Annotated in this window: 14 protein-coding genes; 4 read left to right on the forward strand and 10 right to left on the reverse strand. The window is 67.0% G+C overall.

Going from position 1 to position 15,834, the window contains the following annotated elements:
* Window positions 1-305 precede the first annotated feature (305 nt).
* From ABB28_RS16620 to ahpC, 5 genes are all read right to left on the reverse strand, one after another.
* Window positions 306-1,265, reverse strand: a complete 960-nt coding sequence (locus tag ABB28_RS16620) for a transaldolase (protein WP_057687480.1) — start codon at window positions 1,263-1,265, stop codon at window positions 306-308.
* 54 nt (window positions 1,266-1,319) lie between these two features.
* On the reverse strand, window positions 1,320-1,724 hold the full coding sequence (gene rnk / locus ABB28_RS16625; RefSeq protein WP_057687481.1) for a nucleoside diphosphate kinase regulator: 405 nt from the start codon (window positions 1,722-1,724) through the stop codon (window positions 1,320-1,322).
* A gap of 130 nt (window positions 1,725-1,854) precedes the next feature.
* Complete coding sequence (locus ABB28_RS16630; protein ID WP_057687482.1) at window positions 1,855-2,820, reverse strand: LysR substrate-binding domain-containing protein; 966 nt, start codon at window positions 2,818-2,820, stop codon at window positions 1,855-1,857.
* Window positions 2,821-2,903: 83 nt separating this feature from the next.
* Window positions 2,904-4,496: an alkyl hydroperoxide reductase subunit F gene (gene ahpF / locus ABB28_RS16635; protein ID WP_057687483.1), complete on the reverse strand. Its 1,593-nt coding sequence runs from the start codon at window positions 4,494-4,496 to the stop codon at window positions 2,904-2,906.
* 185 nt (window positions 4,497-4,681) lie between these two features.
* A complete protein-coding gene (gene ahpC / locus ABB28_RS16640) occupies window positions 4,682-5,245 on the reverse strand; it encodes an alkyl hydroperoxide reductase subunit C (RefSeq protein WP_057687484.1) in 564 nt (187 codons plus the stop codon).
* A gap of 339 nt (window positions 5,246-5,584) precedes the next feature.
* Between ahpC and prmC the strand changes: the two genes are divergently transcribed.
* Together prmC and pip are read left to right on the forward strand one after the other, a co-directional pair.
* The gene (gene prmC / locus ABB28_RS16645; protein WP_057687485.1) at window positions 5,585-6,436 is read left to right on the forward strand and encodes a peptide chain release factor N(5)-glutamine methyltransferase; all 852 of its coding nucleotides are present in this window, start codon (window positions 5,585-5,587) and stop codon (window positions 6,434-6,436) included.
* A 51-nt stretch (window positions 6,437-6,487) separates the two neighbouring features.
* Window positions 6,488-7,429: a prolyl aminopeptidase gene (gene pip, locus ABB28_RS16650; RefSeq protein WP_057687486.1), complete on the forward strand. Its 942-nt coding sequence runs from the start codon at window positions 6,488-6,490 to the stop codon at window positions 7,427-7,429.
* Window positions 7,430-7,565: 136 nt separating this feature from the next.
* Here pip and ABB28_RS16655 read toward each other — a convergent pair whose 3' ends face one another.
* Entirely contained in the window at window positions 7,566-8,453 is an 888-nt protein-coding gene (locus ABB28_RS16655) for a LysR family transcriptional regulator (protein ID WP_057687487.1), read from the reverse strand.
* Between the two features lie 108 nt (window positions 8,454-8,561).
* On the opposite strand from ABB28_RS16655, the gene ABB28_RS16660 reads away from it, so the two are divergent.
* On the forward strand, window positions 8,562-9,953 hold the full coding sequence (locus ABB28_RS16660) for an MFS transporter (RefSeq protein WP_057687488.1): 1,392 nt from the start codon (window positions 8,562-8,564) through the stop codon (window positions 9,951-9,953).
* An 89-nt stretch (window positions 9,954-10,042) separates the two neighbouring features.
* Here ABB28_RS16660 and ABB28_RS16665 read toward each other — a convergent pair whose 3' ends face one another.
* Genes ABB28_RS16665 through ABB28_RS16680 form a run of 4 tightly spaced genes read right to left on the reverse strand, consistent with a single transcriptional unit; the run spans window position 10,043 to window position 12,975 of the window.
* Entirely contained in the window at window positions 10,043-10,837 is a 795-nt protein-coding gene (locus ABB28_RS16665; protein ID WP_057687489.1) for an N-formylglutamate amidohydrolase, read from the reverse strand.
* Window positions 10,830-11,384, reverse strand: a complete 555-nt coding sequence (locus tag ABB28_RS16670; protein WP_057687490.1) for an NUDIX hydrolase — start codon at window positions 11,382-11,384, stop codon at window positions 10,830-10,832. Before ABB28_RS16670 ends, ABB28_RS16665 begins: the two co-directional genes overlap by 8 nt.
* Window positions 11,381-12,367: a 5'-3' exonuclease gene (locus tag ABB28_RS16675; RefSeq protein ID WP_425479568.1), complete on the reverse strand. Its 987-nt coding sequence runs from the start codon at window positions 12,365-12,367 to the stop codon at window positions 11,381-11,383. Before ABB28_RS16675 ends, ABB28_RS16670 begins: the two co-directional genes overlap by 4 nt.
* 26 nt (window positions 12,368-12,393) lie before the next feature.
* Window positions 12,394-12,975: a nitroreductase family protein gene (locus ABB28_RS16680; RefSeq protein WP_057687491.1), complete on the reverse strand. Its 582-nt coding sequence runs from the start codon at window positions 12,973-12,975 to the stop codon at window positions 12,394-12,396.
* A 496-nt stretch (window positions 12,976-13,471) separates the two neighbouring features.
* Here ABB28_RS16680 and ABB28_RS16685 point away from each other — a divergent pair, with 496 nt between their 5' ends.
* The gene (locus tag ABB28_RS16685; protein ID WP_245625365.1) at window positions 13,472-15,736 is read left to right on the forward strand and encodes a DUF1631 domain-containing protein; all 2,265 of its coding nucleotides are present in this window, start codon (window positions 13,472-13,474) and stop codon (window positions 15,734-15,736) included.
* Window positions 15,737-15,834: the final 98 nt, after the last annotated feature.

Below are 15,834 nucleotides of genomic sequence, written 5' to 3' on the forward strand. Positions count from 1 at the left end.
TCGTTGACAGTGTTGCGACTTTTTCTGACTTGGTTGTTTGTGTTCTTTAATGATGCTGTCGCCACCGATATCACAACGCACGGAGTCGTCGCCAGTGTCAGATGTGTGTAAGGGACGGCCCGTCAGGGGCCGGGCGGTGGGGCTGGGCGGGGGCGTTGAGCGCCATGGATGGCGCGAAACGAGGCCCGCATGGATGCAGCTTTTGCCGTCCCCCGCACAGCCCCACCGCCCGGCCCCAAGCAAGTAGCCAGCTATACAGCAGCCACCCGCGAGGGGGGCTCACCCGTTCGACCACCCCCCCACCATCACAGCTCCGCGCGGATCCGCGCCCGCAGGCTTTCCAGATCCTTCGCGAACGCCTCGATCCCGGTCGCCAGTTTCTCCGTTGCCATCGGATCGGCAGCCAGGTCGGCGGCAAAGCGTGCCCCATCGATCGGTGCAGTCGCCACGGCCTCAGCGGAACCTGCTACCAGCGCGCGCGGCAGGTCGCCGTGCTCGGCATCCAGCTTTTCCAGCAGATCCGGTGAAATCGTCAGGCGATCGCAGCCGGCCAGCGCTTCGATCTGCGCCGTGGAACGGAACGAAGCGCCCATCACCACGGTCGGCGAACCGCGGCGCTTGAACTCGGCGTACACGCCGCGCACGAACACCACGCCGGGATCTTCATCGATGCTGGCCGGCGCCTGGCCGTTGGCCACGTACCAGTCCAGGATGCGGCCGACGAAGGGCGAGATCAGGAACGCACCGGCTTCGCTGCAGGCCAGTGCCTGGGTGGGATTGAAGATCAGCGTCAGGTTGCAGTCGATGCCTTCGGCCTGCAGCACGCGTGCCGCTTCGATGCCTTCCCAGGTCGCGGCGATCTTGATCAGGATCTTCTCGCGCGGCACGCCGGCGTCGGCGTACATCTGCACGAAGCGGCGCGCCTTGGCGATGGTGGCCTCGGTGTCATGCGATTTGTCCGCATCCACTTCGGTGGACACGCGGCCCGGCACCAGCGTGCTCAACAGCGTGCCGACACCGACGGTCAGGCGGTCGGCCACGGCGTTGACCACGCTTTCGCGGTCACCGCCCTGTGCGCGGCCCCAGGCCAGTTCGCGGGCGATCAGGTCCGCATAGACCGGCAGGTCCAGCGCCTTCTTCACCAGGGTCGGATTGGTCGTGCAATCGACCGGCTGCAGCCGCTTGATGGCGTCGTAATCACCAGTATCGGCGACCACCACGGACAGGTCGCGCAGCTGGGCCAGTTTGGACGGGGTAGTGCTCATTGCAGCTCCATCAGTGCGGGCGCGCGTGGGGCGCAGCCGGGTAACAGGAATTCTTCAGAGGGCGTCGTCGTGCACCGCGGTGACGCGCAGCTTGAGCTTGCGTCCGCCGGGGGCATCCCAGTCGATGCTCTGGCCGATGGACAGGCCCAGCAATGCGGTACCGACCGGCGCCAGCACCGACACCTTGTGTTCGTCGACGTTCGCTTCGCGCGGGTAGACCAGGGTCAGGACGTGCTTCTCACCGGAGGTGGCATCTTCGCATTCAACGCGCGAGTGCATCTTGACGACGCCTTCGGGCATCTCGCCGGGCGCCTTCACGGCGGCGCGGGTCAGTTCGTCGGACAGCGCAGCAGCAGCCGGCAAGGCGCTTGCGGCGGGGGAATCCAGCAGGGCCTCCAGACGGGCCAGATCATGGGAAGAAACGGTAATGGACGGCGGCAGGCCGCTTGCGGTGGTCATGGGACTACTCCTTGAAAGGGACCATACAAAAGGCGGCACCAGTTGGCGCCGCCTGATTCTATTGTGGGGACAAACGGGGCAGGAATCGACCCACCCGCGCGCGCCGCCGTCTTCAGTGTTCGGCTGCGGCTCAGCCCGGCAGGACGCTGATGTCGCTTTCGGCTTGTCGTGAGGGCAGCAACGGCCCGCCCGACAAGGTGAACAGGGAGGCGGGAAGGTGCTTGAACTGGTCCGCCAGCTGCTCCAGGAACCCGTTCATCGCCGAGCTGCGTCGCCACGCCATCGCGATCCGGCGGCTTGGCGGATTGTCACCGACCAGGTCGAGCAGCCGGATGTTGTCCGAACGCGGAACCGGCGGCTTCACCGACAGCGTCGGCATCAAGGTGATGCCCACGTCGGCGGCGACCATCTGGCGCAGTGTCTCCAGGCTGGTGGCACGGAACTCGGATTTCTCGTTGGCGCCGAACAGCCGGCAGACTTCCAGCGCCTGGTCGCGCAGGCAGTGGCCATCTTCCAGCAGCAGCAGGCGTTGCGCGGACAGCTCCTGCACATCCAGCTGGCGGCGGTTGGCCAGCGGATGCTGGGCCGACACGGCCAGCAGGAACGGTTCCTCGAACAGGAACTCGGTGTGCAGCTGGTCATCCAGCACCGGCAGCGCCAGCAGTGCGGCATCCAGCTTGCCTTCGCGCAGCCGGGCCAGCAGCACGTCGCTCTTTTCTTCAACCAGCAGCAGCTCCAGCTGCGGGAAGCGCTCGCGGATGCGTGGAATCACATGGGGCAGCAGGTAGGGCCCCAGCGTCGGGAAGATCCCCAGCCGGACCGCGCCTGCCTCCGGGTCGCGGCTGCGGCGCGCGGCTTCCTTCATCTGTTCCACTTCGGCCACGATGACGCGGGCCCGCGCGGCCGCATCCACGCCGGCGGGCGTCAGCATCACTTTGCGCGGCGCGCGTTCCACCAGCGGCAACCCCAGCTCTTCTTCCAGCTTGCGGATCTGGGTGGAGAGGGTGGGTTGGCTGACGAAACACGCCGCGGCGGCCTTGCCGAAATGGCGATGGTCGGCCAACGCCACCAGGTACTTCAGATCACGTAGGTTCATCCTGAGACCTCATTGGGTAGGGACCGGGACGGCGTGGCTTACCCAGCGGACATGCGGTGATCCCGGTGACCTGGGACCCTGTGTCAGGCAGCTTCGGCGACGGCACCGCTGCTCTTGGTCACGGACGAACGGATCAGGTGATCGAAGGCACTCAAGGCAGCCGTCGATCCTGCGCCCATGGCGATGATGATCTGCTTGTACGGTACGGTCGTGCAATCTCCGGCGGCAAACACTCCGGGAAGATTGGTCTGGCCGCGATCATCGATGACGATTTCACCTCGCGGCGAGAGGGTGATGACGTCAGTCAGGAATTCGGTATTGGGCAGCAGTCCTATTTGCACGAAGATGCCTTCCAGTTCCACCCGGTGCGAATCGCCGCCGATGCGGTCCTTGTAGACAAGCCCGTTCACTTTCTGCCCGTCGCCCAGGACTTCCGTGGTCTGTGCGCTGGTCAGCACGGTCACATTGCCCAGGCTGTGCAGCTTGCGCTGCAGGACCTCGTCGGCGCGCAGCCTGTCGTCGAATTCCAGCAGGGTGACGTGGGACACCAGGCCGGCCAGGTCGATCGCCGCTTCCACGCCGGAATTGCCGCCGCCCACCACCGCCACGCGCTTGCCCTTGAACAGCGGGCCATCGCAGTGCGGGCAGTACGCCACGCCCTTGTTGCGGTACTGGTCTTCACCGGGCACGTTCATCTGCCTCCAGCGCGCGCCGGTGGACAGGATCACCGTGCGCGACTTGAGCACCGCGCCGTTTTCCAGCTGCACCTGGACCAGCCCGTCGTCGCCCGCCGGCACCAGGCCGGTGGCACGCTGCAGGTTCATGATGTCCACGTCGTACTCGCGCACGTGCTGTTCCAGCGCCATGGCCATCTTCGGGCCTTCGGTTTCCTTCACCGAAACGAAGTTCTCGATCGCCATCGTGTCCAGCACCTGGCCGCCAAAACGCTCGGCAGCCACGCCGGTCCGGATGCCCTTGCGTGCGGCATAGATCGCCGCGGCCGCGCCGGCCGGACCGCCGCCCACCACCAGCACGTCGTAGGCCTCCTTGGTCGCCAGCTTGGCGGCATCGCGCTTGGCTGCACCGGTATCGAGCTTGGCCACCACCTGTTCCAGCGTCATCCGGCCCTGGTCGAACAGCTCACCGTTGAGGTAGACCGTCGGCACCGACATGATCTGGCGCTGTTCCACTTCGTCCTGGAACAGGGCGCCGTCGATGGCCACGTGCTGGATGCGCGGGTTCAGTACAGCCGCCAGGTTCAGCGCCTGCACCACGTCCGGGCAGTTCTGGCAGGACAACGAGAAGTAGGTCTCGAACTTGTACTCGCCTTCCAGGTTCTGCACGGCCTCGATGACCTCGGCAGTGGCCTTGGACGGGTGGCCGCCGACCTGCAGCAGGGCCAGCACCAACGAAGTGAACTCGTGGCCCATCGGCAGGCCGGCAAAGGTCAGGTGGATGTCCTGGCCCGGGCTGCCCAGGTCGAAGGAGGGCACCCGGCCGACGCCGTCGCGCAGCACGGTCAGGCTGATCTGGTCGGACAGGCCGTCAATGGTGGTCAGCAGCTCCAGCATCTCCTGCGCCTTGGCGCCGTCATCGGCACGCGCGGTGATCTGGATGGGACGCGTCACGCGCTCCAGGTAGGTCTTCAGCTGCGACTGCAGGTTGGCGTCCAACATGGTCTTCTCCTGGCTTCAGGCAAAACGGGGGCGTGGCACCGCGACAGAGCGTAGCGGACCAGCAGGGGGTAGGGGTGAACCGAAGACAGCCGCAGGGGAAGGGGCTGGCGGCTGCTGGCATCAGCGGCTGGCTTCGGTTCACCCCCACGCCCGCGTGGGGCGGGCATGGGAGCAAAATGCAGCGTTTAGATCTTGCCGACCAGGTCCAGCGACGGGGTCAGGGTCTTCTCGCCTTCCTTCCACTTGGCCGGGCAGACCTGGTTCGGGTTGGCGGCGGTGAACTGGGCAGCCTTCAGCTTGCGCAGGGTCTCGGACACGTCACGGGCGATCTCGTTGGAGTGGATCTCCAGGGTCTTGATCACGCCTTCCGGGTTGATGACGAAGGTGCCACGCAGGGCCATGCCATCTTCCTGGATGTGCACGCCGAAGGCATTGGTCAGCTGGTGGGTCGGATCGCCGACCAGCGGGAACTGCGCCTTGCCGACGGCCGGCGAGGTTTCGTGCCAGATCTTGTGGGCGAAGTGCGAGTCGGTGGTGACGATGTAGACCTCGGCACCGGCCTTCTGGAACTCGGCGTAATGGTCAGCCGCGTCTTCGATTTCGGTCGGGCAGTTGAAGGTGAAAGCGGCCGGCATGAAGATCAGGACGGACCACTGGCCCTTCAGGGTACGGTCGGAAACCTTGATGAACTCGCCATTCAGGTACGCATTGGCTTCGAACGGCTGGATCTGGGTGTTGATCAGGGACATGGATATTCCTCTTGGGTGAAGGGGAGTGGGTCTAGCGACAGGACCTAGAGTACCGGCTTCAATTCAATAAGGACAATGCATTGATCGCATGCATCCAATAGGCTGTAACTATTAAAAAAGAGGGGCGTCGTGAAGTCTGTCGGCGGGTTTTCCTGCTTTAACTCAATGGATTCAATGCCTTGCGTGCGTCATCGGGTGGGGCTCCTGATAGCCTCAGCCAATGCTGGGTGAGGCTGCAGCTGAACGACGCGCATCGCCTCCGGTCCCGTGATGTCGCCGCGTGCCGGGTTCGTTGCGACGCCTTGGGCTAAGCTGCCGCCCCCACGCAAGGTGCTGACCATGAGCGCGCGACCCGACATGCTGATACGCGACCTGCTGGCTGACGCCGCAGCCCGGCTGGGCGGTGCGCAGGCCCGGCACGAGGCCGAGCTGTTGCTGCTGCATGCACTGCAGCGACCCCGCAGCTGGCTGTTCGCGCATGCCACGGATCCGCTCGGCCTGGCCGAGCGCGACAGCTTCCACGCACTGCTGGCGCGTCGCGTGGCAGGCGAACCGGTGGCCTACATCACCGGCCAGTGGGGCTTCTGGACGCTGCAGCTGGAGGTCACCCCGGCCACCCTGATCCCGCGGCCGGAAACCGAGTTGCTGGTCGAACATGCGCTGGCGCGGCTGCCTGCGGATCAGCCGTGTGCGATCGCCGATCTCGGCACCGGCAGCGGCGCCATCGCACTAGCGCTGGCCAGTGAACGCCCCCTCGCACAGGTGCTGGCGACCGATTTCAGTGCCCAGGCGCTGGCGGTGGCCACGCGCAATGCCGCGCGCAACACGGTGGCCAACGTGACGTTCGCGCAGGGCGCCTGGTATGCGCCGCTGCAGGGACGCCGCTTTGACCTGATCGCCAGCAATCCGCCCTACATCGCCAGCGACGATCCGCACCTTGCGCGCGGTGACCTGCGCTTCGAACCTGCGACCGCGCTCGCCTCCGGACACGACGGGCTGGATGACATCCGGCTGATCGCCGATGGGGCGACCGCCCACCTGCTGCCCGGTGGCTGGCTGCTGCTGGAACACGGCTGGGACCAGGGCGCGGCGATCCGCGCGCTGCTGCAGCAGGCGGGCTTGAATGAAGTGGAAACGGTACAGGACCTGGAGCAGCGCGACCGGGTCACGCTGGGCCGGCGACCGGCCTAGAATGAGGGCTCTGTCCTGCCGCGCGCGGGGCATCACCACGGAGCTGCAAGCATGCGTACGCTGTACCCCGCCATCACCCCCTATGACGTCGGCACCCTGAAGGTCGATGACCGCCACACGCTGTACTTCGAACAGTGCGGCAACCCGGACGGCAAGCCGGTGGTGATGTTGCACGGTGGGCCGGGCGGCGGCTGCAGCGACAAGATGCGCCAGTTCCACGACCCGGCCAAGTACCGCATCATCCTGTTCGACCAGCGCGGTGCCGGGCGGTCCACCCCGCACGCGGACCTGGTGGACAACACCACCTGGGACCTGGTGGCCGATATCGAAAAACTGCGCGAACACCTGTCGGTGGATCGCTGGCAGGTGTTCGGCGGCAGCTGGGGTTCGACGCTGGCGCTGGCGTATGCCGAAACCCATCCGCAGCGGGTGACCGAACTGGTGCTGCGCGGGATCTTCATGCTGCGCCGCTGGGAACTGGAGTGGTTCTACCAGGAAGGCGCCAATCGCCTGTTCCCGGATGCGTGGGAGCATTACCTCAAGCCGATCCCGACCGTCGAGCGCCACGACCTGATTTCCGCCTTCCATCGTCGCCTGACCAGCGAAGACGAGGCCACCCGGCTAGCCGCGGCCAAGGCCTGGAGCGTGTGGGAAGGGGCGACCAGCTTCCTGCATGTGGACGATGACTTCGTCAACAGCCATGAAGATCCGCAGTTTGCGCTCGCCTTCGCGCGCATCGAAAACCACTACTTCGTCAACGGTGGCTTCTTCGAGGTGGAAGACCAGCTGCTGCGCGACGCGCACCGCATCGCCGACATCCCCGGGGTGATCGTGCACGGTCGCTACGACGTGGTATGCCCGCTGGCCAACGCCTGGGAGCTGAGCAAGGCCTGGCCGAAGGCGAAGCTGCAGATCAGCCCGGCCTCCGGCCATTCCGCGTTCGAAGCGGAGAACGTGGACGCGCTGGTGCGCGCGACCGATTCGTTCGCCTGAACCGTCCGCGGTAGTGACGGCCGCTGGCCGTCACCTGCACCCGGTGGTGACCGTCCCCGGCCCGGTGGGTGACGACCGTTGGTCGTCACCGCCTTTCCGCTGACGGCTGACGGCCAGCGGCCGTCACTACCGGCGCCTACCAGTCGCCGGCCAGCAGCGCGTCGGCCAGCACCTTCATCTTCGGCGAGGCCTGCCGCGACGGTGGATACACCAGCGACAGGGCGCGTTCGCGGCCTTCAAACGGCTGCAGCACGCGCTGCAGTCGGCCATCGGCCAGTGCATCGGCCACCGCGAAATCCATCACCTGCACGATGCCGATCCCGGCCAACGCCGCGTCCACCAGCGGATCGCCACTGTCGAACACCATCGGCGCCGCGGCGGTGAACTCGCGCAGCTGCCCATCGTGCAGGCGGAACTGCCAGTCCACCAGCCGCCCGCTGCGCAGGTTGCGCACCGCCAGGCAGGTGTGGTCCTGCAGCGCGTCCACCGTCGCCGGAGCGCCGTGCCGGGCGATGTAACCGGGCGAGGCGACGGTCACCCAGCGCAGCGGCCGCAGCGGCCGCGCGACCATCCGCACATCACTGATCGGGCCGGTGCGCAGCGCGGCATCGAAGCCTTCTTCGACCAGGTCGACCAGGCGATCATTGAGCACCAGCTCGAACTGCAGCTGCGGGTGCTCGGCCATCAGCTTTCCCGCCATCGGCACCAGCACCTTGCGCCCGAACATCGACGGCGCGGTGAGCTTGAGCACCCCCGATGGCATGCACGGCCGATCGCCGAGCTTGCGCTCGGCATCTTCCAGGCCACACAGCAGGGGCGTGCAGTGCTCCACGAACTGGCGCCCGTCCGGGGTCAGGCTGACGTTGCGCGTGTTGCGATGGAGCAGGCGCACGCCCAGCGCGCTTTCCAGCCGTCCGATCGCCCGCGACAGGCCGGATTGGCTGATGCCCAGCTGTCCTGCAGCGGTGGTGAAACTGCGTGCCTCGGCGACCTGTACCAGCATGCGCACGGCGTTGAGATCCATAGCTGATCCTTGATTGATGCGCTGACGCATTACAGAAATCGAAGTATCCCGCTTTCAATGTCGGCCGTCATCAATGAGACTGCCCGCCTTCCCCGCACGACCTTCGGCATGAGCGCTCCCACTTCCCCGTTTCCCCCGCGCCTGGCGCTGACCCTGCTGGCGATGGCGCAGCTGATCATCGCCCTGGACGCCACCATCATCTTCGTGGCCCTGCATGAGATGGGCGTGCAGCTGCGGATCAACGCACAGCAGCTGCAATGGATCGTCAGTGCGTACACCGTGGCCTTCGGGGGCTGCCTGCTGCTGGGCGGGCGCGCCGCCGACCTTCTCGGCCGTCGCCGCATGTATCGGCTGGGCATGGCGCTGTTCGCGCTGGCCTCGCTGGTCGGTGGCCTGAGCAGCAGCGCGGGGACGTTGATCGCCGCGCGCGCTGCGCAGGGCATCGGCGCGGCGCTGCTGTTCCCGGCCACGCTGTCGCTGATCAATACCATCTACGCCGAAGGTGCGACGCGCAATCGTGCACTGGCGATCTGGAGCATGGCCAGCGCCGGTGGACTGGCGTTGGGCACGCTGCTGGGCGGGGTGCTGACCCAGGCCTTCGGCTGGTCGTCGGTGCTGCTGGTGATCGTGCCTTTCGCCGGTGCCTGCGCGGTGCTGGGCGGTTACTGGCTGCCGCGTGACGCGGCGCCGCAGCGTGGTCGATCGTTCGATCTGGCCGGCTGCCTGACCGTGACGCTGGGCGGCAGCCTGCTGGTCACCTCGCTGGTGCAGGGGCCGGAATGGGGCTGGACGGCCCCGGCCACGCTCGGCTGCCTGCTGGTGTCGGTGGTGCTGCTCGGGGTGTTCGTGATGATTGAACAGCGCAGCCGTGATCCGTTGATGCAGTTCTCGCTGCTGCGGCTGCGCAGCCTGCGCGCGGCGATGCTGCTGACCCTGCTGTTCATGAGCAGCTTCGGCGTGCAGTACTACTTCCTGGCGCTGTACTTCCAGGATGGTTACGGCTGGAGTCCGCTGCAGGCCGGGCTGGCTTTCCTGCTGCCCACGCTGGTATGCACCTATGGCATTACGGTGGCCGAGAAGATGCTGGCGCGGCGCTCGCCGCGGCAGGTGCTGGCGTGGGGCATGGGGGGCGGTGCGGTGGGTATCGCGGCGGTGGCGCTGGCGCTTCCGCATGGCGCCGGCTACTGGGCGCTGTTGCCGGGCGTGGTGGTGTTGAGCCTGGGGCAGGGCATGACCTGGACGGCGATGTGGATCGTGGCCGGGCAGGGTGTGCCGGCGGCGCAGCAGGGCGTGGCATCGGGCATGGCCGCCACCGCACAGCAGATTGGCGGGGCACTGGGATTGGCGGTGCTGGTGATGCTGGCCAATGCCGGGCGCCACGCCGATGCATCCGGCAGCAGCGTCGAGGCGCTGCAGGGGCTGGTCAACGCGCAGTACGGCGCGGCGGCGTTTGCGCTGCTGGGCGTGGGGGTTGCGTTGTGGCTGCGCCCGCCGCGCTGAGGGGCTGTTTTCGTGGGGCACTGCCATGGAGCGTTGGTGGGTGACGACCGTTGGTCGTCACCCACCAACGGCCGTCACTACCCATGGCATTACCGGTGCAGCAGCTCCGCCTGCAGGCCGCTGAAAATCCGCGCCAGCCGTTCCGCCCAGGCCTGCTGGCCGGCTTCGTCGGCGATAAGGTCCTGGCGGATCTCCAGTTCCACATGCACCAGGCCACGGCCTTCACCGTGCACGGGCACCGCGTAATCACTGGTCGGGGTCACCGAGTACGGCTGGTTGTCCCCGACCACCAGGTCGCCCTCTTCGCCCAGCGCGCGCAGCAGCGGCTGCGCGAAACGCGTGTCCTGGTGATACAGCACGCCGGCATGCCAGGGCCGCTGCACGCCGTTCATCACCGGGGTGAAGCTGTGCATCATCACCAGCAGGGTCGGGTGCGCGGCATCGCGGCGTGCATCCAGTTCCGCGTTGATGCGTGCGTGGTACGGCGCATGGATGGCATCGATGCGTTGCTGCCTCTGCGCGGCCGTCAGCGCCGTGTTGCCCGGCACCACGGTGCCATCGCTGGTTTCGGGGATCAGCGTGGGCGATGCCAGCGGCCGGTTGCAGTCGATCAACAGCCGCGAATAAGTCTGTTCAATGGCCCAGGCATCCAGCCGCTGTGCCAGTGCGCGGGTGGTGCCGGCAATGCCGATGTCCCAGCCGATGTGCCGGTCCAGCTCCGCCTGCGGCAGGCCCAGTGCCGCCAGCGAGCGCGGTACCTGCTGCCCCGCATGGTCGGCCAGCAGCAGGAAGTCGGAGCTGCCCTGCGGCTGGTGGATCGTGTAGACCGCAGGGTCATGCGCGTCCAGCAACGCGGGTTGTGCGTGCGCTCTGGTATCAGCCACGCGGGGTGCCGTCCAGATGGTGGTCGATCATCCACAGCCCGGCCCACAGCTTGGCATCCAGCTCGTAGCCTTCGGCGATCTTCTGCACCAGCCAGGCAGCAGCCTGCGCACGCGGTATTTCGTGCACGGTGATGTCTTCGCTGTCATCACCGCCACCGGCACCGACCCGGGTCAGCCCGGTAGCGCGCACGAAGGCGATTTTCTCGCTGCTGGCACCGGAAGACGTCGGGCCGATCATCAAGACCTCGGCGTGTTCGGCGGTCCAGCCGGTTTCTTCTTCCAGCTCGCGCACGGCGGAAATTTCGATGGATTCACCGGCGTCGATGTCACCGACCAGGCCGGCCGGCATTTCGATGGTCCGTGCCTGCAGCGGCACGCGGAACTGTTCGACGAACAGCACGTGGTCCTGCGGGGTGACCGCGATGATGATCGCCGCCAGTCCACCGGCATGGGTGCGTTCGCTGTACTCCCAGGTGCCGCGCACCACCATGCGCTGGAACTTGCCTTCGAAGACGACGCGCGGGGGGTCGTTGTTGCGCTGGCTCATGCGAACTCGCTTGATGGAGGGTAAGGAGGAGGTGCGGAGGCGTCGGCCAGGCCGGCGGCAGCAAACAGCCGGCGGCGGGTCAGCGGGCCGAAGCGCAGGGTGCTGCACAGGCCTTCCAGCAGTTCGCCGTCGGCCTGGCCGCGCGGCATGCCGGCAACGGTGCCATCCAGCGGCGCGTTCAACGCGATGGTGGTCAGCTCGCGCCACAGCAATGCGTGTTCGCGCTGTTCGCGCAGCCGCACCGCCATCTGGCTGGCGCCGCGCAGGCGCAGGAACGGTACTTCGTCCAGACGCTCGTACAGCGCGTCCAGGCTGCCGAAATGAGCCAGCAGCACGGCGGCGGACTTGCTGCCCACGCCGGTGATGCCGGGGATGTTGTCCACCGCATCACCGCACAGCGCGAGGAAATCGGCGACCTGGTGCGCGTGCACGCCGAGCCGGCCCTTCACCCCGTGCATGTCCCAGCGCACGTTGCGGGCGAAATCCCACTGTTCGTCATGCTGCAGCAGCAGCTGCGACAGGTCCTTGTCGGCGGAGATGATGATGCCGCGGTGGCTGGCCCGGTGCGCATGCAGCGCGCTGCCGATCAGGTCATCGGCCTCGTAGTCAGCGTGGCCCAACACCGCCAGCCCGAGCGCGGCGCACAGCGCCTTGCAGTGCACGAACTGGCGCCGCAGTTCCTCCGGTGCCGGATCGCGGTTGGCCTTGTAGGCCGGGTACAGGCGGTTGCGGTAGCAGCTGTCCAGCGCCTCGTCGAAGGCGATGGCGATGTGCTGCGGGCGCTGGCGCTCCAGCAGTTCCAGCAGGAACCGGGCAAAGCCATGCACTGCGTTGGTCGGCCAGCCCTGCGCGTCCTGGAACTGGTCGGGCAGTGAGTGCCACGCGCGGAAGATGTAGATGCTGGCATCCACCAGGTACAACGGCGGGCGGGCACCGGGCTCAGCGGCAAGCGCCTGCGCGATGCCTTCGGCGATCGGATCCAGCGAGTCCAGCGGGTCCACCCTCGCGCTCACGCCACGCCCGTCCAGTCCTGCAGCAAGGCGGCGGCATCGGGGCGCTCGCGCTCCGGGACGGCAGTCTTCGGGGTGCCGATGTGGATGAAGCCGGCAATCTGCTCGCCGTCGGCCAGGCCCAGGTGGGCGTGTACGGCCGGGTCGAAGGCCATCCAGGCGGTCAGCCACTGCGCACCGAAACCAAAGGCCTGGGCGGCCTGCAGCAATGCGAAGCAGACACAGCCGGCGGTCATCAGCTGTTCCTGCTCGGGCACCTTGGCGTCAGGCTTGGGGCTGGCCACCACGGTGATCACCAGCGGGGCATGCGCGAAACGCTGGCGATCCTTGTCAAGTTGCGCGGCGGAAATGTCCGGGTCGCGCTGCAGCGCGCGCTCGGCCAGGAAGGCGCCCAGCGTCTGGCGGGCATCACCGCTGATCTTCAGGAAGCGGAACGGCACGCGCTTGCCGTGGTCGGGAACGCGCACGGCCGACTGCAGCATGCGCAGCAGGGTGGCGGCGTCCGGGCCGGGCTCGCCCAGCTGCCGCGAAGGCACGGAACGGCGGGCGTCGAGGGCAAGCAGGGCAGCGGGTTCAGACATGCGGGAAAGCCATCCGTTTGGAGCGGAACGTCAGTATAGCGAGCGCCATCTGGCGCCCCGCTGAGTCCCTGATCCGCACGTCGTCGCGAACCGCCAAAGTGCGAACTCTCTTCACGCTGTAGATGAACGGTTCATCACCTTGGCGGCGGTATAGTTCGAGGCCGGACGGGCCGCCGGCCCGTTTACCTCCCCCCAGCGACAACTGTGATGTCCATCTTGCCCCCGCCGTGCGCCGAGCGCGTTGCAGTGCTCGCGCTGCAGGCCCCGCAGCGCTTACGATACGTACCTTGCCGGTCGTCTGGTCATGAGGTACGGAAGTGAGGACTGTTTCACTGTCCGCGGTGGCTTGGACGGCCTACCATCGATCTGCTGGCGCTGGGGAGGCGCGGGCAGTCATGTCATCGTTGTCGTATCGAGATTCTGCGAAGGTGGGGAGCCTTCTCGCATGGTGACGCCCAGTCCGATGGGAGCGCCGGGACGCGACGTGTCCCAGCTCATGCTGGTCCGTGAGGCGGCATTGCCGGCCATCACGCTTGCGTTCACGACCGTGCTTTCGCGGTTTGACGACGTGCTGTTCGATCGCGCCGCTACTGCTGGCGCATCCCAGTTGTTGTTCCTGGACGGCATGCGTGAACTGCGTCGTCGGCGCCAGGAGATCAGCGACGGTTTCTCCGCCCACCTGCAGCGCAGCTGGGAGGCTTTTGAAAGCGGCGCACCGTTGTCGGCCGAAGCGACGCTGTCCGGGCACCGCGACGATGGCCTGAGCCTGGTCGGCGAACACGAGCTGGAATCGCGGCTGGCGGTGCGTCAGTTCGCGATGCTGCTGCTGCGCGATTTCAAATCCGTGCTCGGTCGGCTCGACCTGCGCCTGGGCTGGATCGGCGGTGGTCTGGAGCTGGACGCCGACACCAACCCGATCAGTCCTGAGCAACTGGGCGTAGCCATCCACGAAGCCTTCGCCGGCTGCGAACTGGCCCCGGAAGTGCGGCTGGTGCTGATCAAGCTGTGCGAGCGCGACCTGCACGCCCCGATCGGCAAGATCTACGAAAAAGTCGACGACCACCTGGCCAAGGCTGGGGTGCTGCCGAATGTCTCCGCGCCGCGCCGTGCGGCTCCGCAACGGGCGCCCAGCCCGCCGCCGCAGGGCATGCTCGACGATCTGGTGGAGCAGCGTCATCCACCCGGCGCCGACGGTGCCGATGGCAGCCAGGGCGCACCGGCGTGGGCGCAGCGCTTCACGGACCGCTGGGCCCAGCAGCGCGGCAACCTGCAGGGCCACGCTGGCGATGTCGACGGCGGCCAGGGCGGTCCCGGCGGTGAGCAGGGCATGCTGCTGGATGCGCTGCACGAACTGCTGCGGCAGACCCGCCATGTGCGCGAGGACGCCACGTCCGCCGCCCAGGTCGCGGTGGGCCAGCAGCGACCGCTGAGCCAGCGCGAAATGATGTCGGTGCTGTCGCTGCTGCAGGCCACGCCGAGTGCCACCCTGCGTGCGGCGATCGGCGAAGACGGGGAATCGCTGGCGCAGCGCCTGAAAAGCGAAGTGCTGTCCAATGCCACCCAGCTGGGTGTGGATCCCAGCCAGGCCCGGCTGGACCCGCAGGACGAAGATGCCATCGACCTGGTCGGCATGCTGTTCGACGTGATGCTGGACGAGCGCGAACTGGAAGGGCGTTCGCGCGAGTTGATCGGCCGGCTGGTGGTGCCGTTCGTCAAGGTCGCCATGCTGGACCGCCGCATGTTCGTGCAGAAGACCCATCCGGCCCGCAAGCTGCTCAATTCGCTGGCCGAAGCGTGCGAAGGCAACACCGGCGAAAGCCAGGCCGAGCGCGTGCTGATGGGCAAGGTCGAAGAGATCATCGAACGGCTGGTGGCCGAGTTCAATGAGAACCTCGCCATCTTCCTGACCCTGGAAGAAGAATTCCGCGATTTCCTGGCCCAGCACCGGCGCCGGATCGAGATCGCCGAGCGGCGCGCCGCCGAAACCCAGCGCGGCCAGGAAAAACTGGAAATGGCCCGTGCCCGCGCCAGTGCCGAACTGGATCGCCGCATCGCCGACGCCACGCTGCCGCAGGCGATCGCCGAGTTCCTGCGCCAGCCGTGGCAGCACCACCTGACCCTGGCACTGCTGCGCGAAGGCGAAGAGGGTGCATCGGTGGCCGAAGCGCTGACCCTGGCCGACGGCCTGCTGGATGAAGTGGCCGAAGCGCGCCGCAAGATCGTCGGCAAGCCGTGGCTGCAGGCCTGGCAGCCGGCATTGGGCCGCGTGTTCGCCAGCGTCGGCGTGCACGGTGACGGCGCCGCACGCGCGGTGGATGCGTTGCACGACACCCTGCAGAGCATCGCCGAGTCGCGCCCGGAACTGGAGCGCGCGCTGCCCGAGCTGCCGCAGGTGGTGCTGCCCGCGCCGCCCGCATCGGATACCGCATCGGTGGACGTCACCGCATCGGTGGAAGACGACAATTTCGACAATGCCGACGCGGATCGTTTCCGTCGCATGGAAGTGGGCATCTGGCTGGACTTCATCGACAAGGACGGCAAGGTGCAGGCCGGCAAGCTGTCGTGGATCAGTCCGATCTCGCAACGGCTGCTGTTCGTCAACCGCCGCGGCGTTCGCTTCTGCGTCGCATCGCCGGAAGAACTGGCGGTGATGGTGCGCCTGGGCCGCCTGCGCCCGCACGTGGATGACGGCGCCTTCGACAGCGCCATGCAAGGCGTGATCGACCGCCTGGATCCGCGCGGAAACACCACCGTCCACTAAAAAAAAGGGGACGGAGGGGATTAAGTCGCAATCGGCCAAGCTGATTACGACTTAATCCCCTCCGTCCCCTTTTTTTTAAATGAGCCGGTGCGCATAAC

Source organism: Stenotrophomonas chelatiphaga, assembly GCF_001431535.1.
Classification (GTDB): domain Bacteria; phylum Pseudomonadota; class Gammaproteobacteria; order Xanthomonadales; family Xanthomonadaceae; genus Stenotrophomonas; species Stenotrophomonas chelatiphaga.

Bases quoted from the DNA above. Each gene is read 5' to 3' on its own strand.
- ABB28_RS16620 (WP_057687480.1), bottom strand. From the start codon at position 1,265: ATGAGCACTACCCCGTCCAAACTGGCCCAGCTGCGCGACCTGTCCGTG.
- ABB28_RS16685 (WP_245625365.1), top strand. From the start codon at position 13,472: ATGCTGGTCCGTGAGGCGGCATTGCCGGCCATCACGCTTGCGTTCACG.
- prmC (WP_057687485.1), top strand. From the start codon at position 5,585: ATGAGCGCGCGACCCGACATGCTGATACGCGACCTGCTGGCTGACGCC.
- ABB28_RS16680 (WP_057687491.1), bottom strand. From the start codon at position 12,975: ATGTCTGAACCCGCTGCCCTGCTTGCCCTCGACGCCCGCCGTTCCGTG.
- ABB28_RS16660 (WP_057687488.1), top strand. From the start codon at position 8,562: ATGAGCGCTCCCACTTCCCCGTTTCCCCCGCGCCTGGCGCTGACCCTG.
- ahpF (WP_057687483.1), bottom strand. From the start codon at position 4,496: ATGTTGGACGCCAACCTGCAGTCGCAGCTGAAGACCTACCTGGAGCGC.
- ABB28_RS16655 (WP_057687487.1), bottom strand. From the start codon at position 8,453: ATGGATCTCAACGCCGTGCGCATGCTGGTACAGGTCGCCGAGGCACGC.
- ahpC (WP_057687484.1), bottom strand. From the start codon at position 5,245: ATGTCCCTGATCAACACCCAGATCCAGCCGTTCGAAGCCAATGCGTAC.
- ABB28_RS16630 (WP_057687482.1), bottom strand. From the start codon at position 2,820: ATGAACCTACGTGATCTGAAGTACCTGGTGGCGTTGGCCGACCATCGC.
- ABB28_RS16670 (WP_057687490.1), bottom strand. From the start codon at position 11,384: ATGAGCCAGCGCAACAACGACCCCCCGCGCGTCGTCTTCGAAGGCAAG.
- rnk (WP_057687481.1), bottom strand. From the start codon at position 1,724: ATGACCACCGCAAGCGGCCTGCCGCCGTCCATTACCGTTTCTTCCCAT.
- pip (WP_057687486.1), top strand. From the start codon at position 6,488: ATGCGTACGCTGTACCCCGCCATCACCCCCTATGACGTCGGCACCCTG.